Origin of the sequence: Hydrogenophilus thiooxidans, assembly GCF_019049855.1 — a bacterium.
GTDB classification, from domain to species: domain Bacteria; phylum Pseudomonadota; class Gammaproteobacteria; order Burkholderiales; family Rhodocyclaceae; genus Hydrogenophilus; species Hydrogenophilus thiooxidans.
The window spans coordinates 37,366-59,425 of the sequence record NZ_JAHLSY010000005.1; the positions used below are offsets into that span (position 1 = coordinate 37,366).

Genomic DNA, 22,060 nt, shown 5'->3' on the forward strand with positions numbered 1-22,060 from the left:
ATCATCTATAATGATATGCTGAAATGACGCTTCTGTCTTTGCGCGAGATCAAAGAGTAGGTCGGTAAGCGTAAGTGTGCCAGCTGCTGTTGTTTTTGTTGATGGTTTTTTGTTATAATCTTCTTCTACGCCGTTGTAGCTCAGCTGGTAGAGCAACTGATTCGTAATCAGTAGGTCGGCGGTTCGAGTCCGCCCAACGGCACCATAGCACAGACTATGGGGTGCGGAGAGGTACCGAAGTGGTCATAACGGCGCCGACTCGAAATCGGATGGTCGGGTAAAACCGGCACGCGGGTTCGAATCCCGCCCTCTCCGCCAATCTTTCCGCTTGCCGATTGCGACGAGCAATGCAAAAGCTCCTTTTCTGGCTGGGCGTTGCGCTCATTCTGCTTGCGCTCCTATATCCGTGGCTGAGTAAATTGCCCTTCGGGCGTTTGCCGGGGGATATCGTAGTCGAGAAGGAGCATTTCACCTTCTACTTTCCGATCACTACGAGCATCGTGGTGTCGCTCCTCCTTTCGCTCCTCTTCTGGTGGTGGCGCAAGTAAATGCGGGTTAGAATCGCGGGCGTTTCGGGTTACGGCAGTTCGTGATGCGCCTCTTTTCTTCTTTGTACGCGCGCGTGATGCAGTGGGTGCGCCACCGCCGTGCGCCTTGGTTCCTCGCTTTGCTCTCCTTTGCCGAATCGTCTTTCTTCCCCATCCCTCCGGACGTGATGCTCGCGCCGATGGCGATGGCGCAGCCGCAGCGGGCGTGGTGCTTGGCACTGTTGACAACGGTGACCTCGGTATTGGGCGGATTGTTCGGCTACGCGATCGGGTGGGGGGCATTTGGCTTGATCGAGCCGTGGCTGCAAACCTCTCGCTATTGGGAGGCGTATCAGACGGCACACCGCTGGTTCGCGGAGTGGGGCGTCTGGGCGGTCTTCATCGCAGGGTTTTCGCCGATTCCTTATAAAGTTTTTACGATCGCCGCCGGGGTGCTGCAGATGGCGCTCATGCCGTTCACGATCGCGTCGTTCGTGGGCCGCGGGGCGCGCTTTTTCCTCGTTGCCGGGCTCATGGCGTGGGGCGGTCCCCGTTTGGAGGCGACGCTGCACCGTTGGGTCGACCGCATCGGCTGGGCAATGGTCGGGTTGGTCGCCGTCGGTCTCGGGTGGTGGTATTGGACGAAGGGGTGACCTGGGTCGGGAGGGTGCCTTGCCTCCGTTCCCGGTGAGGCTTGGTGTGCGGGGGTGACACTGCGGCGCGGTGGATCTTTGCCACCTATTGGCCTCGTAAGAAGAGGGCGTCCAGTGCGGCGAGCGGCAGTTCGATCCAAGTGGGGCGCCCGTGGTTGCACTGGCCGCCCCGTTCGGTCGCTTCCAGATCGCGCAACAGCGCATTCATCTCGTCATGTGTGAGCGCGCGGTTTGCTCGCACTGCGCCATGACAGGCTACGCGAGCAAGGAGCGCGTCCCGCCGCGCGGTGACCGCGTTGCTGGTGGGGGCATCGCGCAAGGTTTCGAGGAGTTCGGCAACGAGCGCGGGGATTTCCCGCGGCGCGACGAATGGCGGATGGGTGCGCACGGCGATCGTCTCGGTATCGAGCAGCGATGCTTCGAGCCCCAGCTGTGCCAACGTGACGCGGTGTTCGGTGAAGGTGGCGAGCGCCGCGCCGTTCAGCCGAACGGGGACGGGGTGCAGGAGCGGTTGCGCGGGTAATCCCGTTTCGTCGTAGTGACGTTTCAGCCGTTCGTAGAGGATGCGTTCGTGTGCGGCGTGCATATCGACGAGCACGAGCCCGCGGCGGTTTTGCGCCAAAATGTAGATGCCATGCAGTTGCGCAAGCGCGTAACCCAGCGGGGGCTCCGTCGCAGACGGTTCGACGGGGGGCGGTGAGGGGGCTTCCACCTCAGGCGCCGCGTGCTCGTGCGCAGGGGCGAGCGGGGGAAGCGCGCCGGGCGGAGTCGTGGGTGCGGGGGTGGCGGTTTCCGATCGCGCGGTGTTTGCGTCTACAAAGGCGTGCGCGGCAAAAGCCAGGTAGCGGGCGTTGGCGCTGTCGCGCACGGTCGATGTGCCAAACGGCAGCCGTTGCTGGGCGGCCGGGGACGAAACGATGGCGCGGGTCGCGGGCGCTGTTACGCGCTCCGTAGCAAGCGGAGGTTGCGTTTTACCAGCAGCTTCGGTGGCCTCGGTGCCGAGTGGCTGCGGGAATACCACCGTTGGTGCCAGCGCTTGCGCAATCGCACCGTTTACCAAGCGGAAGATGGCGTTGGGGTCGCGAAAGCGCACTTCGCTTTTTGCCGGATGGACATTGACGTCGACGAGTTCGGGCGCGACGGTGAGAAAGAGCACGTAGCTCGGTTGGCGGTGGCCGTGCAAGAGATCGTGGTAGGCTTGGCGCACGGCTTGGGCGAGCAGCCGGTCGCGAACCGCTCGACCATTCACGAAGAGGTATTGAAGCGCCTGGCGCGCGCTTTCCCGGGCGAAGCGGGGCTCGATCACCCAACCCAGGAGTTGCGCGGCGGGGGTTTCGGCGTGTGCCAAGCGCCATTCGGCGGGATCGGTCTGAAAAAGCGCCACAAAGCGGGCCTCTGCCGATTGGGGCGCAAGCCGCCACACCAGTTTGTCGTTGTGGGTGAGGTGCCAAGTCACCTGCGGGTGCGCAAGTGCCAGCCGTCGCGCGGCTTCGATCGCGTGGTGCGCTTCGGTCTGCGGCGTTTTCAAAAATTTGCGCCGCGCGGGGACCGTATCGAAGAGGGCGCGGCAGTCTACCTCGGTGCCGGGGGCCATCGCATACGGCGTGAGCTCGCCACTGCGGGCGTCGAGCTTCATGCCGTGCGGCGCTTCGCGGGGGCGGGACGCGATCGTGAGGTGGGTGACCGCTGCGATCGCCGCAAGCGCTTCGCCGCGAAACCCTTTGGTGGTGACGCGGAGAAGCGCCTCGAGCGAATCGATCTTGCTCGTAGCGTGGCGCGCTATCGCAAGGGGTAATTCCGAGGCTGGGATCCCACAGCCGTCGTCACGGACGCAGACCCGTTCGATCCCGCCCGCTTCGAGGTGGATCGCGATTTCGGTGGCGCCGGCGTCCAAGCTGTTTTCGGCGAGCTCTTTGACGATCGACGCGGGCCGCTCGACCACTTCGCCAGCGGCGATCTGGTTGATGAGCGTGTCGGGCAGAAGCTGGATCGGCATCGTTCGATTGTACGACAGGTGTACAATCGCGCGAACCACAGACGAAGAGGCGTAGCGATGGGTGCAGCGAAACGGTTGGTGATCTTGATTTCGGGACGGGGAAGCAACATGGAGGCGATCGTGCGGGCGCAGATTCCCGGTGCGACGGTTGCTGCGGTGATCAGCAACCGCCCCGACGCGGCGGGGTTGCGGTTTGCGCGCCAGCATGGCATCACCACCGAGGTGGTCGATCACAAGGCGTTCCCGACGCGCGACGCGTTCGATGCGGCGCTTGCTGAGCGCATCGACCACTATCGGCCCGATCTGGTGGTGCTCGCGGGGTTCATGCGCATTTTGGGCGAAGCGTTCGTTCGCCGCTACGAAGGGCGAATGATGAATATCCACCCGTCGCTCCTTCCTGCGTTTCCCGGCTTGCACACCCACGAGCGCGCGATTGCCGAAGGGTGTCGGGTGCATGGCGCAACGGTCCATTTCGTCACGCCGGCGCTCGATCATGGCCCGATCATCGTTCAAGCGGCGGTGCCGGTGTTGCCCGAGGATACGCCAGAGACGCTCGCCGCACGGGTGTTGCGCGAAGAGCACCGTATCTATCCGCAAGCGATCTGCTGGTTCGTCGAAGGGCGGATCTCGCTGACCCCGGAGGGACGGGTGATCGTGGCGGATGCCCGTTTCCCGGACGTCGCGGTGCACGTGCCGGCAACGGAAAAGCGCAAGGAAGCGACGGAATGAGGCGCGCGCTACTTGGGTGTGGCCACTGGGCGGTGGGGTTGGTGATCGGACTCTGGGCAGCGGTCGCGTTCGGCAATGCGGCTCGCGCGACGTTCGTCCTGCCCAGTGAGGGGCACGCCCAGTACACGGTCCAAAAAGGAGGGGTGCCCTTGGGAGTGGCGCGATTGGAATGGCAGGTTGCGCCGGATGGGCGCTATCGCATCGTTCTCGCGTCCCAAACCACCGGGTTGGCCGGGTTGCTGAGCCACTATGCGGAGACCCGTATCAGCGAAGGGCGTGTGGTGTCTGGGTGGTGGGTGCCCGAGCGCTCTGTGCGTCAACGGCCAGGAAAGGACGATGAGGTGATCGCGCGCGCTGAGGAGACCGTGGTGGTGACGCGCAAAGGCCAGACGCTACGCTACCCGGCGCCCCCAACTGCGCAGGATTTTCTAAGCCTCCTCTTTTCGATGCCATCACGCGCTGCGGCGGGAAAAGGCGATGGCGAGACGGTGTTACTCGGCGCAAAGCGCGGCAAAGCAATCACTTTCCTGAGAGCCGCCACCGAAGCGGTGACGTTGCCGGACGGACAAACGGTTTTGGGGTTGGTCTTTCACGCGGAGACGCAGAAAAAGGATTGGCAGGTGACCGCCGAGTGGCAGGTTGCACCGATCGTTCGTTTGGTGCGCCTCGAAGTAAATGGGGAAGAGGGTGATTTTGTCTACGAACTTGCGCGCTGAATGGCACCCGCAACGGGTGCAGGCGGTGGTTCAGGCGTTATCGGAAGCGCTCACGTTCGCCGCGCCGGCAGACAAGGTGCTGTCGGCGTTTCTGCGCGCCTGGCCCCAGTTGGGGCAGCGCGACCGCGCCTGGGTTGCCGAAACCTATTACGGTGTGATTCGCCACTATCGTCGCCTCACCCTCTGGGCCGAGAGTACCGCGCCGCGCCATCTCCTGCTGGCATGGTTGGTGGTGGGGCGGGGCTTTTCGGTGGCGCAGCTGACCCCCTTCATCCGGCGGGAAGAGGCGGAATGGCTCGCGCACCGCAAAGCGGCGATCGCAAACTATTCGTGGCGTGACGCCGAACGGTTGAGCGTGCCCGATTGGTTGTGGGTGCGGCTCGTCGCCGCGTACGGGGGCGACGAAGCGCAACGCATCGCAGCGAGCATGCTTTGCGCAGCGCCACTCGATCTGCGGGTAAACACCCTCAAAGCGAAGCGCAGCGAGGTGTTGGCGGCGTTTACCGCCGAGGGGCTCGAGGCGCAACCGACACCATGGTCGCCGTGGGGGATACGCCTTAGCGAAAAAGTGGCGCTCAACCGACACCCCTTCTACCGCGAGGGTGTCGTCGAAGTGCAGGACGAAGGGAGCCAATTGGTTGCTCGGTTGGTCGCCCCCAAACGGCGACAGACGGTGGTCGATTTCTGCGCGGGCGCCGGCGGCAAGGCGCTGGCGTTGGCGGCGCTCATGGCCAATAGCGGCCAGATTTTCGCGTGCGATGCGATCGCAAAGCGCCTCGCCGGTTTGCATCCCCGTTTGGCGCGTGCGGGCGCAACCAACGTCCAGCCGATGGCGATCGCCGATGAACACGACCCCAAGCTCGCCCATCTGAGCGGAAAAGCCGACCGCGTATTGGTCGATGTCCCGTGCTCCGGGATCGGGACGCTACGCCGTAACCCCGATTTCAAATGGCGCCAGACGGAAGCAACGGTAGCGGCGCTTTCCGCGCAACAAGGGAGCATCCTCGCGTCGGCGGGCCGGTTGGTGAAACCAGGAGGCCGACTGGTTTATGTCACCTGTAGTATCTTGCCCGAAGAGAACGACTGCGTGGTGCAGCAGTTTCTCGCCGCGCACCCAGAGTTTGCGCCACTACCCTGGAATGAATTGACTGCCGATTGGCAGCACGGTACGCACGGCACCCCGTTTGTCAATGGCCCGTTACCAACGGATGGTGTGCCCGAGGCGGTGCGGCTTTTTCCTCATGTTCATGGGTGTGACGGCTTTTTCGCGGTGGTGCTCGAGCGACGTTCCGTCTAGAATAGACAAGGTTTCGAGCCATTTTTGTTGACACACAGAGGAGTAGTGTGATGAGTGAGGCTTTTACCGCATTGATGATTCGGGAAAACCCGGAAGGGGGCGTGCGCGCCGCGTTGGAATCGGTTCCGTTCTCAGAGCTCGACCCCGGTGAAGTGCTCATTCGCGTCCACTATTCGAGCATCAACTACAAGGATGCGTTGGCGGCAACGGGGAAAGGCAAGATCATTCGGCGTTTTCCCTGCATTGGCGGGATCGATCTCGCGGGAACGGTGGTCGAGTCGAGCGACGACCGTTTTCGGCCTGGGGAGGCGGTGATCGCCACGAGCTACGACATCGGGGTTTCGCACCACGGCGGATATGCCGAATATGCCCGGATTCCCGCGAAGTGGATCGTGCCGTTGCCGGCGGGTCTCGATCTGTTCGAAGCGATGGCGTTGGGGACTGCGGGCTATACCGCAGCGTTGGCGGTGGAACGGATGGAACACGAAGGGTTGAAGCCGGAGGCGGGGCCCGTGGTGGTGAGCGGCGCGTCGGGTGGCGTCGGGATGTTGGTGATCCAGATGCTGGCGGGCCGAGGGTATCACGTGGTGGCGCTCACGGGCAAACCGGAAGAGGCCGAGCAATTGAAAACGCTGGGGGCAGCGGAAATTCTCGACCGCAACGCGATCGATTTCGCTGCGACGCGGCCGCTTGAAAAAAGCCGCTGGGCAGGGGCAGTCGACAACGTCGGTGGTCCGATCCTCCACTGGATGTTGGCGACGATGAAACAGGCGGGAACGGTGGCGTCGATCGGTAACGCCGCGTCGCCGAAGCTCGAAACCACGGTCTTTCCGTTCATTTTGCGTGGCGTGAGTCTGCTCGGGGTCGACTCGGCCTACACCGACTTTCCGTTGCGTGGCAAAGTGTGGGAGCGGTTGGCCACCGACCTCAAACCGCAACACCTCAAAGCGATCACCCGAGAAGTGCCGCTTACGGCGCTACCGGCGATCTTCGACGAGTTCATCGCCGGCAAGGCTAAAGGGCGCACGGTGGTTCGTATCGGTGATAAATGATGCATAATTATGGCTAGTCTTGTTGTGCGTTTGAGGGAGGGAAGCCATGGGGGTATACGAAGCGTTCTACCGCCGTTCGATCGAGGAACGTGACGCTTTTTGGGCGGAGGAGGCAAAGCGGATCTACTGGCACAAAGCGCCAGAGGTGATCTGCGACGATTCGCGGCTGCCGTTCGTCAAATGGTTCAAAGGGGGGGAGACCAACCTCTGCTACAACGCGGTCGACCGCCACGCCGCAGAGCGCCCGAACGACACCGCACTGATCTACGTTTCCACGGAAACGAACGAAGAGAAGCGCTACACCTTTGCGGAACTCCAGCGCGAGGTGGAGCGCATGGCTGCGCTCTACCTCAACCTGGGCGTTCAGAAAGGGGATCGGGTGCTCATCTACATGCCGATGATTCCCGAAGCGGCGTTTGCGATGCTGGCGGCGGTACGCATCGGTGCGATCCATTCGGTGGTCTTCGGCGGCTTTGCGTCGGCGTCGCTCGCTACCCGCATCGACGACGCGCAACCGAAGATCATGGTGACGGCTGATGCGGGGATGCGCAACGGCAAAGTGGTCCCCTATAAGCACCTGGTGGATGAAGCGTGTGCGTTGGCAAAAACACCACCTGAAAAAGTCATCATCGTCGACCGTGGGCTCGACAAGGGGTTTCCGCGGGTCGAAGGGCGAGACCTCGATTACGCGACCCTGCGCGCGCAGCACCTCGATGCTGCAGTTTCCGTGACGTGGGTCGAGTCTACCCATCCAAGCTACATCCTCTACACCTCGGGGACCACCGGCAAACCCAAAGGGGTGCAGCGCGACACGGGCGGGTACGCGGTGGCGCTCGCGGCGTCGATGGACTACATTTTCTGCGGCAAGGCCGGCGAAACGATGTTTGCCACTTCCGACATCGGCTGGGTGGTCGGCCACAGCTACATCATCTACGGGCCGCTTCTGGCGGGCATGGCGACGATCCTCTACGAAGGAACACCGCTGCGCCCCGATCCGGGCATCTGGTGGCGAATGGTCGAGCAATACCGCGTTGCTGTGATGTTCTCCGCGCCCACCGCGATCCGGGTGCTCAAGAAGCAGGATCCGAAGTATCTAAAGAGTGCCGATCTTTCCAGCCTCAAGCATCTCTTTCTTGCGGGTGAGCCGCTCGATGAGACCACCCATAAGTGGATCCACGAAGCGTTGGGCAAACCGGTGATCGACAACTACTGGCAAACCGAAACCGGTTGGCCAATGCTTGCGATCTGCCGCGGCATCGAAGAGAAACCGATCAAATACGGCTCTCCTGGGTTCCCGGTCTATGGGTACAACCTCAAAATCTTCCGCGAGGATGGTACCGAGTGTGGTCCCAACGAGAAAGGGATCGTCGGCATCTTGCCGCCGCTGCCCCCGGGGTGCCTGAGTTCGGTGTGGGGAGATGATGCGCGCTTCATCAGCTCCTACTTCAGCCTCTTCAAAGAGCCGCTCGTTTATTCTTCCGCCGACTGGGGGATCAAGGACGAAGCGGGTTACCATTTCATCCTGGGTCGCACCGACGACGTGATCAACGTCGCGGGGCATCGCCTGGGCACGCGCGAAATCGAAGAGGCGGTGCAGGCGCATACCACGATTGCCGAAGTGGCGGTGGTCGGTGTCCGCGACGAAGTCAAAGGGCAGGTTCCAGTCGCGTTTGCGGTGGTCAAAGATCCGTCGCGGGTCGAAACGGAGCAAGGGCGGCAAGCGCTCGAAGCGGAAGTCAAGCAGAAAGTGGACGAGCTCTTGGGCGCAATCGCTCGACCCCAGCGCGTCTATTTCGTCTCGGCCTTGCCGAAGACCCGCTCCGGCAAGATGTTGCGCCGCTCGATCCAGGCGCTTGCCGAAGGGCGCGATCCCGGCGACCTCACGACGATCGAAGACCGTTCGGCGCTGGAGCAGATCGCCGAGGCGCTCAAAACGCAATAAGCTGCGTGCCCCCGGCGCCGCACGCGCAGCGCGCGGCCATCAACACCGCTTGCGGCAGCTGCTGCAAGCGGTGTTGCGTTTTGGGGCTTCAGTCGGCCCGATTGGTTGGGGATAGGCCGACACCGCGCTAAAATGGCTTTTTTGGGGAATCCAAACCATGGGGTTCCCTCTTTTCGTTGCGGAAGGAATGGCAATGACCCATCTGATGAACACCTACGCCCGTTTGCCGGTGGCGTTCACGCACGGGGCGGGGGTCTGGCTCAGCGACGAAGTGGGAAACCGCTATCTCGACGCGCTTGCGGGCATCGCGGTCTCGACTTTGGGGCACGCCCATCCGCGCCTGGCCGAAGCGATCTGCGCCCAAGCCAAAAAGGTGCTCCACACCTCGAACCTCTATCGCATTCCCGCGCAGGAGGCGTTGGCCGAGCGGCTCTGTGCGCTGAGTGGCATGACCGAAGTCTTTTTTGCCAATTCGGGCGCGGAAGCGAACGAAGGGGCGATCAAACTCGCCCGCCTCTACGGCCATCGCCGCGGCATCGCGCGGCCGAAGATCGTCGTGATGGAGCAGGCGTTTCACGGTCGGACGCTCGCAGCGCTCTCGGCAACCGGTAACGTCAAGGCCCAGCAAGGCTTTGAGCCGCTCGTCGAAGGGTTCGTTCGGGTGCCGTTCGGTGATCTTGCCGCACTGGAAGCGGCGCTTATGGATTCCGACGTCGTTGCGGTGCTCTTCGAAGTGATCCAGGGAGAAGGCGGGATTCGCCTCGCCGCGCCCGAGGTCGTGCGGGCGATCCGGGAGATCACCGCGGCGCGGGGCGTGTTGATGATGTGCGACGAGGTGCAGTGTGGCGTTGGGCGCACTGGCCATTGGTTCGGTTGGCAGTGGGCCGCTGCGGCGCTGGGGGTGGCGCCGGAGGCGCTGGCACCGGACGTGATGACGCTCGCAAAAGGGCTCGGTTCCGGCGTACCCCTAGGTGCGCTCCTGGCACGGGGGCCTGCCGCTGGGGTTTTCGGTCCGGGAAATCATGGATCGACGTTTGGCGGCAATCCCTTGGCGTGCGTCGCCGGGCTCACCACGCTCGCGGTGATCGAGGAAGAGGGATTGCTCGCGAACGCGGCGGCACGCGGCGCGCAACTCAAGAACGCACTGCAACAGGCGTTTGCTGACCTTCCCGCGGTTCAGGAGGTGCGCGGGGAAGGACTGATGATCGGAGTGGTGCTCGACCGCCCCTGTGGTGCCTTGGTGCGGACCGCGCTCGAGGAGGCGCGGTTACTGATCAACGTGACCGCCGAGCGGGTGATACGCCTTTTGCCGCCGCTCGTCATTTCGGAAGCTGAGACGGAGGAGATCGCCGCGCGGCTGGTGCCGTTGGTGCGGCGATTCGTGAGGGGAGAGGAATAGACGATGCCAGCGGTCAAACATTATTTGCAATTCCGCGATTTTTCCGCGGACGAATATCGTTACCTCTTCGATCGTGCGGCGTGGATCAAGCGTAAGTTCAAGCAGTACGAACCGTGGCATCCGCTCTTCGATCGCACGCTGGTGATGATCTTCGAAAAAGCGAGCACCCGCACCCGCCTTTCGTTCGAAGCGGGGATTCAGCAGTTGGGTGGCTTCGCCGTCTATCTCAATACCCGTGACTCACAGCTTGGCCGCGGCGAACCGGTCGAGGACGCGGCGGAGGTGATCTCCCGGATGAGCGATCTGGTGATGATCCGTACCTTCGAGCAGGCGATCGTCGAGCGCTTCGCGGCGCGTTCGCGGGTGCCGGTGATCAACGGGCTCACCAACGAATTCCACCCGTGCCAGGTGATGGCCGATATCTTCACTTTCATCGAGCACCGCGGCGCGATCCAAGGCAAGACCGTGGCGTGGATCGGGGATGCGAACAATATGTGCAACACCTGGTTACAGGCGGCGGAAGTGCTCGACTTCAAAGTGAACGTCTCGACCCCGCCCGGCTATGCGGTCGATCCGGCGGTCGCGCAAGTCACTCCGAACGGCCACTATGAGTGTTTTGCCGATCCGATGGACGCGGCGCGTAACGCCGACCTGATTACCACCGACGTCTGGACGTCGATGGGGTTCGAAGAGGAGTCCGAAGCGCGGCTCCAGGCGTTCCGCGACTGGCAGGTCGACGCCGAAATGATGGCCGTCGCCAAACCCGATGCGCTCTTCATGCACTGTTTGCCGGCGCACCGCGGCGAAGAGGTGACCGCCGAGGTAATCGACGGACCGCAGTCGGTCGTCTGGGACGAAGCAGAAAACCGGTTGCACGTGCAAAAGGCGCTGATGGAGTATTTGGTACTGGGACCGATGGAAGGGTAGGGTCAGCTGCGGGCGGCAGGCGTAGCCGCTGCGTAACCGCTGTTGGGGCAACGCAAAGGGGTCCTCTATAACCGACACAACTCGATCCCTTCTTCGGCGATGCGTCGCAGCAATGGGGACGGCGGGGTCTCAGGGGTGACGATCACGAGATCGATTTTTTGTTCGTCGAGGTGAGCTACCAACCGCGCCCAGAAGCGGTTGGCGAGGTCCAACCGTTCCGAGGCGCTCAGACGCACGGGTACGTGCAGGCACAGATCGATATCACCGCCGCGTCGCGCTGGGTCGGTGCGCGATCCGAACAGAAGAACTCGGCTTCCTGGCGGCAGAAGCTGCGCCGCTGTGGTCTCGATCGCACGGCGCTCGGCTGGCGTAAGGCGCGGCTGACACGCTCTTGCATGGGGTGGCAGCGCGCGGTCTGGCGCCGACGGGGGAGAAGTTTGCGCGAATCTCATACGCCAATGATAGAATAGCAAGCAAAATCGAGCAATTTCTTTTTTGGTTTGTACGACAGGAACATCCCCCAAAATGAGCGACGTGCGTAAAGTGGTGCTCGCCTATTCCGGCGGGCTCGATACTTCGGTGATTCTCAAATGGTTGCAGGATACCTACCGCTGTGAAGTGGTGACGTTTACTGCCGACCTTGGGCAGGGTGAAGAGCTGGAACCTGCGCGGCAAAAAGCGTTGGCGTTGGGGATCAAACCGGAAAATATTTTCATCGACGATCTGCGCGAAGCGTTCGTGCGCGACTTTGTCTTCCCGATGTTTCGCGCCAACGCCATTTATGAGGGCGAATACCTGTTGGGAACCTCGATTGCCCGCCCGCTCATCGCCAAGCGTCAGATCGAGATCGCGCGCGCCACGGGCGCCGATGCAGTGGCGCACGGGGCAACTGGCAAAGGGAACGACCAAGTCCGTTTTGAGTTGGGGTACTACGCGCTGATGCCCGAGATCAAAGTGATCGCGCCGTGGCGCGAGTGGGACCTCAATTCGCGCGAAAAACTGTTGGCGTATGCCGAAAAGCACGGCATTCCGATCGAACAGAAACACCGCGAAGGCGGTGCCCCGTACTCGATGGACGCGAACCTGCTCCATATTTCGTACGAAGGCCGGCACCTGGAAGATCCCACTGCGGAACCGGAAGCGTCGATGTGGCGTTGGACGGTCGCGCCTGAAGAGGCACCGGACACGCCAGAGTATGTCGAACTGACCTTCGAAAAGGGCGATCTGGTCGCGATCAACGGTGCGCGGATGCGGCCGCACGAACTGCTGGCGAAACTCAATGAATTGGGCGGCAAACACGGGATTGGCCGGCTCGATCTGGTCGAGAACCGCTACGTCGGGATGAAGAGCCGTGGCTGCTATGAGACCCCCGGTGGGACGATTCTTCTCAAAGCGCACCGCGCGATTGAGTCGATCACGCTCGACCGCGAAGTGGCGCACCTCAAGGACGATTTGATGCCGCGCTACGCTGCGCTCATCTACAACGGCTACTGGTTCAGCCCCGAGCGGCAAGCGTTGCAGGCGCTCATCGACTTCACGCAGCAGACGGTGAATGGTTGGGTGCGGGTGAAGCTCTACAAAGGGAGCGTGATGGTGGTGGCGCGCGACTCCGCAACCGATTCGCTCTTCGATCCGACGATCGCGACCTTCGAAGACGACCGCGGCGCGTACAACCAGAAGGACGCCGAAGGGTTCATCCGGCTCAACTCGTTGCGGTTGCGCATCGCAGCGAAATTGGCGGCAAAACGGCGTCGTTGACTGCCAACGCGAGTAGCGGCCCCCGGTGCATCGACAACATGAGGTCATGAAGCGCGAGAAACGGCGATGGGTGAGGACCTGATTCTGGGGCTGACGTTCGAAGAGTGGGAGGAGTGGGCGCTGCGCATCCTCATTCCAGCGTTCATTCTCTACATGATCTTCATCATCGGCAACCTGGCGTGGAAGTCGAAAGCCGGCAAATACGGGACCTTGTGGCTCTTCGTCGCGCTCGGCGTCGGGTTCATCGGGTTTATCGCGAAGGGGATCATCGAATGGTTCATGACCCATTAGTGGACGAGGGATCGCTCCACGCGCTCTTGGTGGACCCAGGCGAGGCGTCGGGAAAGTTCCTTGCGCGCACCCTGGACCGATTCGGATTGCGAATCCACCGCGCTTATGACGGTACGAGCGCACTCAGAATGGCCGGTGAGATCCGGTTTGATGTGGTGCTCACCACCTATGTGTTGCCCGACGACGATGGGATTTCGCTGGCGGCGAAACTCCGCCCGTGGCTCAAGGAAGCGGCGCCGGTGGTGATGGTTACCTCCGAGAATGACCAGGCGTTGCTGGAGCGCGCCTTTCGCAATGGGGTCACCGACGTCTTCACCCGGGATGATCTCGCGCAACTCGAAAACTTCCTCAACTATTTCCTCGCCCACCGCACCGATATGCTCGCGGGCGCGTCGCTGCTCTTGGTCGAAGACTCGCCGATGCAGCAGCGCAGCCTGCAGGCGATCCTTGAGCGGCGGCGCTATCGGGTGGAAACGGTGGGCAGTGTCGCAGCCGCGCGTGCGGCAATGACGCAGAACGAATACGAACTGTTCGTGATCGACCTCGTGCTCGCCGATGGCGAGAGCGGCTTGTCCCTCATTCGGCAGCTGCGTCGCCGTCCGGAGGATTTCGTTCTCTACCCGATCATCGTGCTCACCGGTTTTCACGATACCGCGCGCAAGAACGAACTCTACCGCTTGGGGGTGAATGATTACGTCGTCAAACCGCCGCACGACGTCGAGCTCTTGGCACGGGTCCACAATTTGGTCCTGATGCGCCGCCTCTACCTCCAGGCGCGCGAACGCGAACGGCTACTGCAGGTGATGGCGGTGACCGACAAACTCACCGGTATTCCCAACCGTCACGCGTACGAAGTTGTGGCGCGCCGCTATTTCGAACGCGCAAAACGCGATGGCAAGCCGCTTGCGCTCCTGATCGTCGATATCGACCGCTTCAAGCGGATCAACGACACCTTTGGGCATAGCGTCGGCGACAAGATCCTTGTCGAGGTTGCGCAGTGCATCGCCAAATCGGTGCGGGCAAGCGATTTTCTTGCCCGTTTCGGCGGGGAGGAGTTCGTCGTCTTGCTGCCCAACTGCGATCTTGCCCATGCGGCGAAGAAAGCGGAACGGATCCGGCGCGAAATCGAGCAGCACGTGCGCGACAAGGTCGGCGAATCCGTAACCGTGAGCGTCGGGGTCGCCGAGCTGGCGCCACAAAAGGAGTCGTTCGACGAAGGGTTCGCGCGCGCCGACGCCGCGCTCTATGCAGCGAAGGCGCAGGGGCGTAACCGCGTTGTGGTTGCTGCTCCTACTTCGGCGCGCTGACCGCTCGCCCCGCTGACCGCTCGCCCCGCCACGGAGACGCCTTCAGGCTGAAAGCATCGCGTCCGCAGGCGCGGTCGCCGGTTGGGCCTGTCCGAAGAAGCCTTCGGTGTGGATGCGTGCTTCAGGAGCGCCCAGCGCCAGCGCCACCGAACGGCAGTCGGCGACGAATTCGGGGCTTCCCGCGATGAATACCGAATAGGCTGAAAGATCGGGGAAGTGGTGGGGAAGGAGCGCCGGGATGCGACCGTGCCAGTAGCCTTCGGCGGTTTCGCGGGTGAGCGTCGCCTTGTAGGTGAAGTTGCGGTGTTTCGTCTCCCAGTAGCGCATCATCCCTTGGGCATAGCAATCGGCGCGGGTGCGGCCGGAATGGACCAACGTCACCGGTTTGCGGTAGCCGCGGCGCAGCGCCGCTTCGGTGAGCGCGAGCACCGGCGCAAGCCCTGTGCCGGCGGTCAGGCAGAGCACCGGGGTTTCTGCCGAAGGATCACCGATGAAGGTGCCGTAGGGGCCGTCGATCTTGACGATCTCGCCAACCTGAAGCCGCTCGGTGGCCCAGACGCTGGTAAGACCCCCATCGATCTTCGCGATCTGAAGGCTCAGCTCGCCGTCGGGACGCGGGGCGTTTGCGATCGAGTAGGAGCGCGCTGGGTATTCGCCCCGCAGATCGGCAAGCGTCACGTACTGCCCGGGCCAGTAGCGCATCGGCTGGCCAACCGGGCGCAGGCGCAACTCCACCACCCGGGGGGTGCGCACGATGCGGTCGACGACGACGTAACGCTGGTTTTCCCGAGGTGGAAAGAGCTTCGGTTTGGCGTCTGCGGTGCCCCATTCGATCACCAGAACTTTCGAGAGCGGTTTCGCCATACACATGAGGCCATACCCTTCCCGGCGCTCGTCCGGCGAAAGCGCCATGTCAAGCACCATTCCCTGATCGAACTGCCCTTCCCGCACTTTGACTTTGCATTCACCGCAGGCGCCAGCGCGGCAGTTGTTGGGGAGCGCGTAGCCCGCTTTTTCGAGCGCGGTGAGGACGGTGTCGCCTGGGGCGCAAACCACCTCGCGGTTCGATGGGTAGAGACGAATGACCGTGGGTTCCATCGTGGGCTCTCCTGGGGCAACGGGCGCCATAAGGCGCCCGTGCACAATCGGTTGGTGGTTCTCGAGCAGCTCAGAAGACCGGAATGATCGACGCCATATCGACTTCGCTCACCTCTTCACCCGAGATGCCGACTTCGGGGATCGCGGGGAAGGGGATCCCATAGCGGTCGAGCACCCCTTTGAGATTGAGGATTGCGTTGCGCCAGTTCTCTTTCTTCGCCTCGTAGGTGGGGATGCCGAAACCGGCTTGGCGCGCGACCTCCTCGGCTTCGCGCTGGTTGGGGATGAAGTCTTCGGGCAGATCCCAGAACTCCATCGGCGGTTCGAAGAGCACTGCCGAAAGGAACAGGTACCCGGCGCGGATCTGCTTGGTGACGAGCGCTTTGTCCTCGATGGGGAGTTTCGGGTAGTCGCGCTCCATCAGCGCCATGCAGATCGCCATGTGGCGCCCTTCGTCGCGGCCAATGTTGCGGAACGCCTCTTTGAAGACCAGTTCGCGGCTGTTGTCGTGCATCTGCTTGAAGATGGTCGCCGCGGCGATTTCGCCCATCAGGAACGAAGAGAAGAGCACCGCAAGCGAATACTTCGGTACTGCGTTCTTGTACCCGTTCCAGTAGCGACCCCCGTTGTAGTAGAGCCACTTCGCGTTTTTCTGCAGCCGCTTCCCCAGTTCCGTCTTCGGTTGATAGGTGAGCGGGTCGTGGTGATCGAGGAACTTCTTGATCGCCAACCCGCACATCTGTTCGTGGTTCTGTTCGTCCCGGGTGATCGAGAAGAAGCAGCGACGGACGGGGTCTTCCTCATGCTCTTCGTAGGTCTTGATGAGCGCCGACGCAAAGACGGGGGGTGCCGACGCGTCGAAGACCGAAAGGAGCGTCCACCAGTACCCGATCGCTTCCCGTTCTTCCCAACTGTAGGAATCGACGTCGAGGGTATCCCACGGCAATTTTTTCGGATCCCAGTTTTCGCGCTGCGCGGCGTCCCAGATCTCTTCGAGCTTCATCGTCTGAGCGTGCCACGAGAGCGGATAGACGTTGGGTTGCGGGGTTTCCGGCGGAAACTCCATGGTCAATGCCAGTTTTTCGTTGTGTGCCATTTGGCTTCCTCCTTATGTGTGGGTTGTGCCGGTTCAAAAATCGCAAACTGATTTGCGTGTGTTGAATTTTATGCGAATGCAACTCTTTTTTCTTTGATCTAGATCAAAAAACATGCAAATAATCCGACCGGTCGGTCAAAAAATTAACGAAAACGGCGACGTAGCGAGAATGCTATACTGTGAAAACCCAAATTTGTCAGGCGCATGGGTGCGATGGCCGTACCAGAGCAGCTACCCGGACGGGGTGGGTTCGACGAGACGAAGCAGCGTGAAGCGGCGTGGACGCCCGAAGCGATCCGCGCCGCTTTGCATCTGCCGCACACCTTCCCGGGGCCCTATGGGGACGATGGCGCGCGGGTCGTGCGGTGGCCTGCGGCGGTGCTGGCCGTGCTGACCCCACACCCGGAACAGGGCGTTTCGGTGTTGCTCACGCGGCGCACCCCCCATCTCTACCACCATCCCGGACAGATCAGCTTTCCGGGCGGCCGAGTGGAAGCGGGGGAAACACCCGAACAGGCGGCACTGCGCGAAGCGCAAGAGGAAGTTGGGCTAGCGCCCGAACGGGTGACGATCCTAGGGGCGTTACCGGCTTACGTCACCGTCACCGGGTACCGGGTGACGCCACTGATCGCGTGGAGCCCAGCGGTGGGGCTGCTTACGCCCGATCCGTTTGAAGTGGCGGAAGTCTTTTTCACACCGCTGGACCATTTCGCAGACCCTGCTCGCTATCTGCGGCTCAGTCTCACCTATGCGGGCCAACCGCGTTACTACTGGGCCGCTCCGTGGCGCCACTATTTCATTTGGGGCGCCACGGCGGCGATGTTGCGTCAGCTGGCGTTGCGGCTTGCCGCTTATCGCGCGGTGGAGTCGGATCCGTCGGCAGCGGCGCGCGCTTCTGGTGCCTCTTCTGGATAAGGACCGGCGCCCAAACCGATGGGCGGCGGGGCGTGCCGAACGAGTTTGTCGAAAATCGCCTGCCATTCGTCGCGGGTCGTGGTTCCCACCATCGGGTCGCTGCCCCCTTCGCGCCACCCTTCGGCGACCCATGCCCAGTCTTCGGGCGTGAAGTGCCGTTCGGCAACGGGGAGTATCTCGCGCTCTTCGGTCATCATGTGCTGACGGTAGAAGTGGGCGTAGCGCTCGAAAACGTCGCGAAAGCGCTCGAAACCACCCGGTTCGCGGCGCGCAAAGGCGTGGAGCGCCCCTTCGAGTTCACTGATGCGCTGTTCCGCCGCAGCGTGCTCCTGTTCCAACCGGGCGATCACTGCGTCTGCTTCGTCGGTTTTTGCTTTGAGGCGGGCAAAGAGGTAGCGGTCTTCGTTGGGGTGGTGGCGCCGTTCGGGGTATTCGGTGAGGTAATAGAGCATCGCGCGCAGGAGGCGAAAGTCGGGTTCGATCCGGCCCGCGCCGATCTCGTCGAGCAGGAAATGGAGCGCGTGCAAGACGGCAGCAAGCGCCTGGTGCTCGTCTTCGATGAGCCGCCACGCGCCATGAAAGCGCTGGGGCGCGTTGGGGGGAGTGTTTTTTTCGTTCATCGCCACATCCTTAAGCTGATACCGCAGCCAGTTTTTCTTGACGTTTGCTCATCCCTAGGTAGGTTTCGATCACCTGCGGGTTGTTTGCCAACCGCTCGGCTGGCCCCGCCAAGGTCACTTCACCGGTTTCGAGCACGTAGCCGATGTCGGCCACTTGCAGCGCAGCGCGCGCATTCTGTTCGACCAGGAGGATCGATACCCCCTGTTCGCGCAGCCGCGCGATGGTGCGAAAGATTTCGCGGATGATGAGCGGCGCAAGCCCCAGCGACGGTTCGTCGAGCATGAGCAGCTTGGGTTTGCCCATGAGCGCACGCCCCACCGCGAGCATCTGCCGCTCTCCGCCGGAGAGGGTCGCGGCCATTTGCGTGCGCCGCTCCTTGAGGCGGGGAAAGAGTTGATAGACTTCGTCGAGCGTCTCGCTGATCGAGCGATCCCCTTTGCGGTAGCGTTGAAACGCCCCCAAGATGAGGTTGTCTTCCACACTCATTTCACCGAAGAGCTCGCGTTTTTCGGGAACGAGCGCCATGCCGCGCTGCACCAAGTATTCCACGTCGGGCACGGTGATCGTTTCCCCCGCAAAATGGATCGTGCCTTGGCTGGGCAGCAGCCCCATGATCGCCGAGAGCAGGGTGGTTTTCCCGGCACCGTTGGGACCGATCACGGTGACGATCGCGCCGGCCGGAACGGCAATCGAGACCCCGTGCAGCGCTTCGACCTTACCATAGCGCACGTGAAGGTTTTCAACCGAGAGGATGGTGTCGTTCATCAGGCACTCCTTACTGCACGCCGCCCAAGTAGGCTTCGAGCACCCGGGGGTCTTGTTGCACTTCGTCCGGCAGCCCTTCGGCGATCTTGCGCCCGAACTCCATCACGACGACGCGGTCGGCAAGCTGCATCACGAAGTCCATGTCGTGTTCGACCAAGAGAATGCCGATCCCTTCGGCCCGAAGCGCTCGCAGCAGCTCCGCCAGCGCCGCTTTTTCTTTATGGCGCAGCCCCGCAGCCGGTTCGTCGAGAAGCAGCAACGACGGGTCGCTCATCAGCGCACGGGCGATTTCGACGATCCGCTGTTGGCCAAGCGCCAACGCGCCGGCTTCGGTGTGGAGGTACGCTCCTAAGCCGACCCGTTCGATCTGCCGCCGCGCTTCCGCGAGAATCCGCGCCTCTTCCCTCCGTTCCAGATGGAGCATCGCGGGGAGGACTCCCGCGTGGGTGCGCAGATGGGCGCCGATTGCGACGTTGTCGAGTACCGAAAGGTTGGGCAGCAGCCGAACGTGCTGGAAGGTGCGGCTCATTCCCAGCGCGGCGATTTCACGCGACGGTTTGCCGGTGATGTCGACGCCGCGGAAGGTGATCTTTCCTTCCGTTGGGGTATCGACGCCCGAAATCTGGTTGAAGAAGGTCGATTTGCCTGCGCCGTTCGGGCCGATGAGCGCGAGGATCTCTCCCGCATGGATGGTCAGCGACATCTTGTCGTTCGCTACCAGCCCTCCGAAACGGCGGGTGACCTGGTCCGCTACCAGCAATACCTCGCCGCGTTGCGGTTTGGCTTGGCTGGGAAGCGCCTCGGCCGTTTCAGGCATCCAGCGCGGCGTCGCTTTCACGGGGGCGTAGCGCCGCAGGATCGGCCAGATGCCGTCCCGCGCTTGCTGCAGCACCACCACCATCACCAGGCCAAAAACGATGAGTTCAAAGTTGCCGCTCTGCCCCAGGAGCTGCGGCAGGATGTCCTGGAGCCACTGTTTGGTCAGCGTGATGAGCACCGCCCCAAGGAGCGCGCCCCAGAGGTAACCTGCGCCGCCGACGACCGCCATGAAGAGGTATTCGATGCCGATGTGGAGCCCAAACGGAGTGGGGTTCACGAAGCGCTGCATGTGGGCATAGAGCCACCCCGAGAGCGCCGCAAGCAGTGCGGCAAGGAGGAACGCGGTCCGTTTGTAATGGGCGGTGTCGACCCCCATCGCTTCGGCCATCACCACCCCCCCTTTGAGGGCGCGAATCGCGCGCCCGGGGCGGGAGTCGAGCAGATTCGCGATTGCCCACATCGCAAGGAGTAGCAATGCCCAGATCAGCGGGTAGATCGCTTCGGGTTCGGTAAGCGTCCAGGGGCCGAGCGTGATTGGCGGGATTGCCCGCATTCCGGTGTGACCGCCCAGGAATTCCAAGTTACCGAAGAGGAAATAGAGGCTCAAACCCCAAGCGATCGTGCCCAGCGGCAGATAGTGCCCGGAGAGTTTCAGCGTGATCGCGCCGATCAGCAGCGCCGCGGCAGCGGTAAGGAGCAAGCCCAGGACGAGCCCCGTCCAGGGCGAAGGAGGGAGCCACGCGAACCATTCGGGGAGCTGCCCCGCGCTCACCACCGCGGTGGTGTAGGCGCTGAGCCCGACGAACGCGGCTTGACCAAAACTCGTGAGGCCCGCGACACCTGTGAGCAACACGAGCCCGAGCGCCACCATCGCGTAGAGCGCGATGTAGTTCATCAAAGTGACGTGATAGGTTCCCAGTAGGAACGGCGCGGCGGCTACGAGCACGAGGAACGCGATCAGGACCGCACGCGCGGGGATCGCCCCTTCAGGCGTGCGCAAGGGCTTCTCCGAAGGTTGTGCGGAGAGCGAGTTGGGCGCAGACATCACTCTTCCTCCACGTGGTGGGTGGTGAGCGAGCGCCAGAAGAGTACGGGAATGATCAGGGTGAAGACGATCACCTCTTTATAGGCGCTGGCCCAGAAGGAACCGAAGGCTTCGATGAGCCCAACGATGAGCGCACCGAGTGCCGCGATCGGGTAGCTCGCCAGCCCACCGATGATCGCAGCAACGAACCCTTTGAGTCCAATGAGGAAACCGGAATCATAGTAAAGCGTGGTGATGGGGCTCACCAAAACGCCAGAGATCGCGCCGATCGCAGCGGAAAGAAGGAGCGTGAGTCGGCCCGCCAGGTTGGGGGAAATCCCCATGAGGCGCGCGCCATTGCGATTGACCGCGGTGGCGCGAAGCGCCTTGCCGTAGAGGGTCCGGCTGAAGAACCACGCAAGGAGCGCGATCAAAGCAAGCGACGCGCCGATCACCCAAAAAGCCTGGCCAGGAATCAGCAACGGACCGACCGAAAAGCGTTCGTCCCAGAGCGGTTCGGTCCGATAGCCTTCGGCGCCGAAGAGCAAAAGCCCCAAGCCGACCAACGCGAGATGGACCGCGACCGAGACGATGAGAAGCACCAGTACCGGCGCTTCGGCAATCGGCTGGTAGAAGATACGGTAGGTGATCGGTCCCATCGCGGCAATCAGCGCGATGGTGAGGAGCATTCGTGCCCATTGCGGAGCCGTCTGCCACTCGAGCGCGTAAGTAAGGAGAAGGGTGATGAGTGGCAGCGCGGCATACCAGAAGAGCGCTTCACGCCACGGAACGCTCCGTCCGCGAAAATGGGCGAACGCCTCCAGCGCAAGCGCAGCGGCGCCGCCGGCGACGAGCAGCCAGACGGTGGCCGGGGTTTTGCCCAGTTCGAGCATCGCGAGCGTCAAAGCTCCGTACGAGACGTATTCGCCTTGGGGAATGAAGATGATGCGGGTGACTGCAAAGACCAGCACCAGCGCAAGCGCCAAGAGCGCGTAGATTGCGGCATTGACCACACCGTCTTGTGTGAGGATGAGCGCGATTGACCAGTCCATCGCGGCGGTTCTCCTTGAGCGAGCGCAGACAACCACCGCGTTGCCCCGTGGGGCGACGCGGCGATTACCGATTCCAT

General features: G+C 62.4%; 21 protein-coding genes and 2 tRNA genes. 15 read left to right on the forward strand and 8 right to left on the reverse strand.

The features are described from left to right. The first annotated feature begins 128 nt into the window (after positions 1-128). The 4 genes from KUL93_RS03710 (at position 129) to KUL93_RS03725 (ending at position 1,179) form a co-directional block, all read left to right on the forward strand. Positions 129-204 (forward strand) — tRNA-Thr (locus KUL93_RS03710). Between the two features lie 20 nt (positions 205-224). Then, positions 225-317 (forward strand) — tRNA-Ser (locus KUL93_RS03715). Between the two features lie 29 nt (positions 318-346). After that, positions 347-547 carry a DUF2905 domain-containing protein gene (locus KUL93_RS03720; protein ID WP_119334524.1) on the forward strand — a complete coding sequence of 67 codons (201 nt, stop codon included), beginning with the start codon at positions 347-349 and terminating at the stop codon, positions 545-547. Between the two features lie 44 nt (positions 548-591). Then, positions 592-1,179, forward strand: a complete 588-nt coding sequence (locus KUL93_RS03725) for a YqaA family protein (protein WP_346731635.1) — start codon at positions 592-594, stop codon at positions 1,177-1,179. A gap of 85 nt (positions 1,180-1,264) precedes the next feature. Here KUL93_RS03725 and mutL read toward each other — a convergent pair whose 3' ends face one another. Continuing rightward, on the reverse strand, positions 1,265-3,175 hold the full coding sequence (gene mutL / locus KUL93_RS03730; RefSeq protein WP_217125760.1) for a DNA mismatch repair endonuclease MutL: 1,911 nt from the start codon (positions 3,173-3,175) through the stop codon (positions 1,265-1,267). 57 nt (positions 3,176-3,232) lie between these two features. Between mutL and purN the strand changes: the two genes are divergently transcribed. The 7 genes from purN to argF all read left to right on the forward strand — a co-directional run bounded on the left by purN (position 3,233) and on the right by argF (position 11,237). Continuing rightward, positions 3,233-3,904 (forward strand): phosphoribosylglycinamide formyltransferase, encoded by a 672-nt coding sequence (gene purN, locus KUL93_RS03735; RefSeq protein WP_217125761.1) that lies wholly within the window; start codon positions 3,233-3,235, stop codon positions 3,902-3,904. Continuing rightward, positions 3,901-4,620: a DUF3108 domain-containing protein gene (locus tag KUL93_RS03740; protein WP_217125762.1), complete on the forward strand. Its 720-nt coding sequence runs from the start codon at positions 3,901-3,903 to the stop codon at positions 4,618-4,620. Before purN ends, KUL93_RS03740 begins: the two co-directional genes overlap by 4 nt. Beyond that, a complete protein-coding gene (locus tag KUL93_RS03745; RefSeq protein ID WP_217125763.1) occupies positions 4,592-5,917 on the forward strand; it encodes an RsmB/NOP family class I SAM-dependent RNA methyltransferase in 1,326 nt (441 codons plus the stop codon). Before KUL93_RS03740 ends, KUL93_RS03745 begins: the two co-directional genes overlap by 29 nt. Positions 5,918-5,967: 50 nt before the next feature. Then, positions 5,968-6,969: an oxidoreductase gene (locus tag KUL93_RS03750; protein ID WP_217125764.1), complete on the forward strand. Its 1,002-nt coding sequence runs from the start codon at positions 5,968-5,970 to the stop codon at positions 6,967-6,969. Positions 6,970-7,015: 46 nt separating this feature from the next. Continuing rightward, positions 7,016-8,911, forward strand: a complete 1,896-nt coding sequence (locus KUL93_RS03755) for a propionate--CoA ligase (protein WP_217125765.1) — start codon at positions 7,016-7,018, stop codon at positions 8,909-8,911. A 193-nt stretch (positions 8,912-9,104) separates the two neighbouring features. Continuing rightward, positions 9,105-10,310, forward strand: a complete 1,206-nt coding sequence (locus KUL93_RS03760; protein ID WP_217125766.1) for an aspartate aminotransferase family protein — start codon at positions 9,105-9,107, stop codon at positions 10,308-10,310. Between the two features lie 3 nt (positions 10,311-10,313). Continuing rightward, positions 10,314-11,237: an ornithine carbamoyltransferase gene (gene argF, locus KUL93_RS03765; protein WP_217125767.1), complete on the forward strand. Its 924-nt coding sequence runs from the start codon at positions 10,314-10,316 to the stop codon at positions 11,235-11,237. Positions 11,238-11,302: 65 nt separating this feature from the next. On the opposite strand, the gene KUL93_RS03770 is transcribed toward argF, so the two are convergent. Then, on the reverse strand, positions 11,303-11,689 hold the full coding sequence (locus tag KUL93_RS03770) for a nucleotidyltransferase domain-containing protein (RefSeq protein WP_217125768.1): 387 nt from the start codon (positions 11,687-11,689) through the stop codon (positions 11,303-11,305). A gap of 73 nt (positions 11,690-11,762) precedes the next feature. Between KUL93_RS03770 and KUL93_RS03775 the strand changes: the two genes are divergently transcribed. The 3 genes from KUL93_RS03775 to KUL93_RS03785 all read left to right on the forward strand — a co-directional run bounded on the left by KUL93_RS03775 (position 11,763) and on the right by KUL93_RS03785 (position 14,593). After that, a complete protein-coding gene (locus KUL93_RS03775) occupies positions 11,763-12,995 on the forward strand; it encodes an argininosuccinate synthase (protein ID WP_217125769.1) in 1,233 nt (410 codons plus the stop codon). A gap of 66 nt (positions 12,996-13,061) precedes the next feature. Beyond that, complete coding sequence (locus KUL93_RS03780) at positions 13,062-13,286, forward strand: DUF2788 domain-containing protein (protein WP_119334537.1); 225 nt, start codon at positions 13,062-13,064, stop codon at positions 13,284-13,286. Continuing rightward, positions 13,268-14,593 carry a diguanylate cyclase gene (locus KUL93_RS03785; RefSeq protein ID WP_217125770.1) on the forward strand — a complete coding sequence of 442 codons (1,326 nt, stop codon included), beginning with the start codon at positions 13,268-13,270 and terminating at the stop codon, positions 14,591-14,593. The genes KUL93_RS03780 and KUL93_RS03785 overlap by 19 nt, the downstream gene beginning before the upstream one ends. Positions 14,594-14,635: 42 nt before the next feature. Here the strand turns inward: KUL93_RS03785 and KUL93_RS03790 are convergent, their stop codons facing one another. Then, positions 14,636-15,691, reverse strand: coding sequence for a 2Fe-2S iron-sulfur cluster-binding protein (locus KUL93_RS03790; protein ID WP_217125771.1), 1,056 nt, complete (start codon positions 15,689-15,691; stop codon positions 14,636-14,638). Positions 15,692-15,761: 70 nt separating this feature from the next. Beyond that, positions 15,762-16,787 carry a hypothetical protein gene (locus tag KUL93_RS03795; RefSeq protein ID WP_217125772.1) on the reverse strand — a complete coding sequence of 342 codons (1,026 nt, stop codon included), beginning with the start codon at positions 16,785-16,787 and terminating at the stop codon, positions 15,762-15,764. Positions 16,788-17,000: 213 nt separating this feature from the next. On the opposite strand from KUL93_RS03795, the gene KUL93_RS03800 reads away from it, so the two are divergent. Beyond that, the gene (locus KUL93_RS03800) at positions 17,001-17,702 is read left to right on the forward strand and encodes an NUDIX hydrolase (protein WP_217125773.1); all 702 of its coding nucleotides are present in this window, start codon (positions 17,001-17,003) and stop codon (positions 17,700-17,702) included. Here the strand turns inward: KUL93_RS03800 and KUL93_RS03805 are convergent. Genes KUL93_RS03805 through KUL93_RS03820 form a run of 4 tightly spaced genes read right to left on the reverse strand, consistent with a single transcriptional unit; the run spans position 17,639 to position 21,983 of the window. Then, on the reverse strand, positions 17,639-18,322 hold the full coding sequence (locus tag KUL93_RS03805) for a hemerythrin domain-containing protein (protein WP_217125774.1): 684 nt from the start codon (positions 18,320-18,322) through the stop codon (positions 17,639-17,641). The genes KUL93_RS03800 and KUL93_RS03805 overlap by 64 nt on opposite strands. A gap of 10 nt (positions 18,323-18,332) precedes the next feature. Next, complete coding sequence (locus KUL93_RS03810) at positions 18,333-19,088, reverse strand: ABC transporter ATP-binding protein (RefSeq protein ID WP_217125775.1); 756 nt, start codon at positions 19,086-19,088, stop codon at positions 18,333-18,335. 10 nt (positions 19,089-19,098) lie between these two features. Beyond that, complete coding sequence (locus KUL93_RS03815) at positions 19,099-20,952, reverse strand: branched-chain amino acid ABC transporter ATP-binding protein/permease (RefSeq protein WP_217125776.1); 1,854 nt, start codon at positions 20,950-20,952, stop codon at positions 19,099-19,101. Then, positions 20,952-21,983, reverse strand: a complete 1,032-nt coding sequence (locus KUL93_RS03820; protein ID WP_217125777.1) for a branched-chain amino acid ABC transporter permease — start codon at positions 21,981-21,983, stop codon at positions 20,952-20,954. The genes KUL93_RS03815 and KUL93_RS03820 overlap by 1 nt, the downstream gene beginning before the upstream one ends. Positions 21,984-22,060: the final 77 nt, after the last annotated feature.

What these genes read in the sequence shown, in the direction of transcription:
- KUL93_RS03805 (WP_217125774.1), bottom strand. Translation starts at nt 18,322, where the DNA reads ATGAACGAAAAAAACACTCCCCCCAACGCGCCCCAGCGCTTTCATGGC.
- KUL93_RS03770 (WP_217125768.1), bottom strand. Translation starts at nt 11,689, where the DNA reads ATGAGATTCGCGCAAACTTCTCCCCCGTCGGCGCCAGACCGCGCGCTG.
- KUL93_RS03755 (WP_217125765.1), top strand. Translation starts at nt 7,016, where the DNA reads ATGGGGGTATACGAAGCGTTCTACCGCCGTTCGATCGAGGAACGTGAC.
- KUL93_RS03760 (WP_217125766.1), top strand. Translation starts at nt 9,105, where the DNA reads ATGACCCATCTGATGAACACCTACGCCCGTTTGCCGGTGGCGTTCACG.
- KUL93_RS03785 (WP_217125770.1), top strand. Translation starts at nt 13,268, where the DNA reads ATGGTTCATGACCCATTAGTGGACGAGGGATCGCTCCACGCGCTCTTG.
- KUL93_RS03795 (WP_217125772.1), bottom strand. Translation starts at nt 16,787, where the DNA reads ATGGCACACAACGAAAAACTGGCATTGACCATGGAGTTTCCGCCGGAA.
- KUL93_RS03790 (WP_217125771.1), bottom strand. Translation starts at nt 15,691, where the DNA reads ATGGAACCCACGGTCATTCGTCTCTACCCATCGAACCGCGAGGTGGTT.
- argF (WP_217125767.1), top strand. Translation starts at nt 10,314, where the DNA reads ATGCCAGCGGTCAAACATTATTTGCAATTCCGCGATTTTTCCGCGGAC.
- KUL93_RS03780 (WP_119334537.1), top strand. Translation starts at nt 13,062, where the DNA reads ATGGGTGAGGACCTGATTCTGGGGCTGACGTTCGAAGAGTGGGAGGAG.
- KUL93_RS03740 (WP_217125762.1), top strand. Translation starts at nt 3,901, where the DNA reads ATGAGGCGCGCGCTACTTGGGTGTGGCCACTGGGCGGTGGGGTTGGTG.
- KUL93_RS03800 (WP_217125773.1), top strand. Translation starts at nt 17,001, where the DNA reads ATGGCCGTACCAGAGCAGCTACCCGGACGGGGTGGGTTCGACGAGACG.
- KUL93_RS03820 (WP_217125777.1), bottom strand. Translation starts at nt 21,983, where the DNA reads ATGGACTGGTCAATCGCGCTCATCCTCACACAAGACGGTGTGGTCAAT.
- KUL93_RS03720 (WP_119334524.1), top strand. Translation starts at nt 347, where the DNA reads ATGCAAAAGCTCCTTTTCTGGCTGGGCGTTGCGCTCATTCTGCTTGCG.
- mutL (WP_217125760.1), bottom strand. Translation starts at nt 3,175, where the DNA reads ATGCCGATCCAGCTTCTGCCCGACACGCTCATCAACCAGATCGCCGCT.
- KUL93_RS03810 (WP_217125775.1), bottom strand. Translation starts at nt 19,088, where the DNA reads ATGAACGACACCATCCTCTCGGTTGAAAACCTTCACGTGCGCTATGGT.
- KUL93_RS03775 (WP_217125769.1), top strand. Translation starts at nt 11,763, where the DNA reads ATGAGCGACGTGCGTAAAGTGGTGCTCGCCTATTCCGGCGGGCTCGAT.
- purN (WP_217125761.1), top strand. Translation starts at nt 3,233, where the DNA reads ATGGGTGCAGCGAAACGGTTGGTGATCTTGATTTCGGGACGGGGAAGC.
- KUL93_RS03750 (WP_217125764.1), top strand. Translation starts at nt 5,968, where the DNA reads ATGAGTGAGGCTTTTACCGCATTGATGATTCGGGAAAACCCGGAAGGG.
- KUL93_RS03815 (WP_217125776.1), bottom strand. Translation starts at nt 20,952, where the DNA reads ATGTCTGCGCCCAACTCGCTCTCCGCACAACCTTCGGAGAAGCCCTTG.
- KUL93_RS03725 (WP_346731635.1), top strand. Translation starts at nt 592, where the DNA reads ATGCGCCTCTTTTCTTCTTTGTACGCGCGCGTGATGCAGTGGGTGCGC.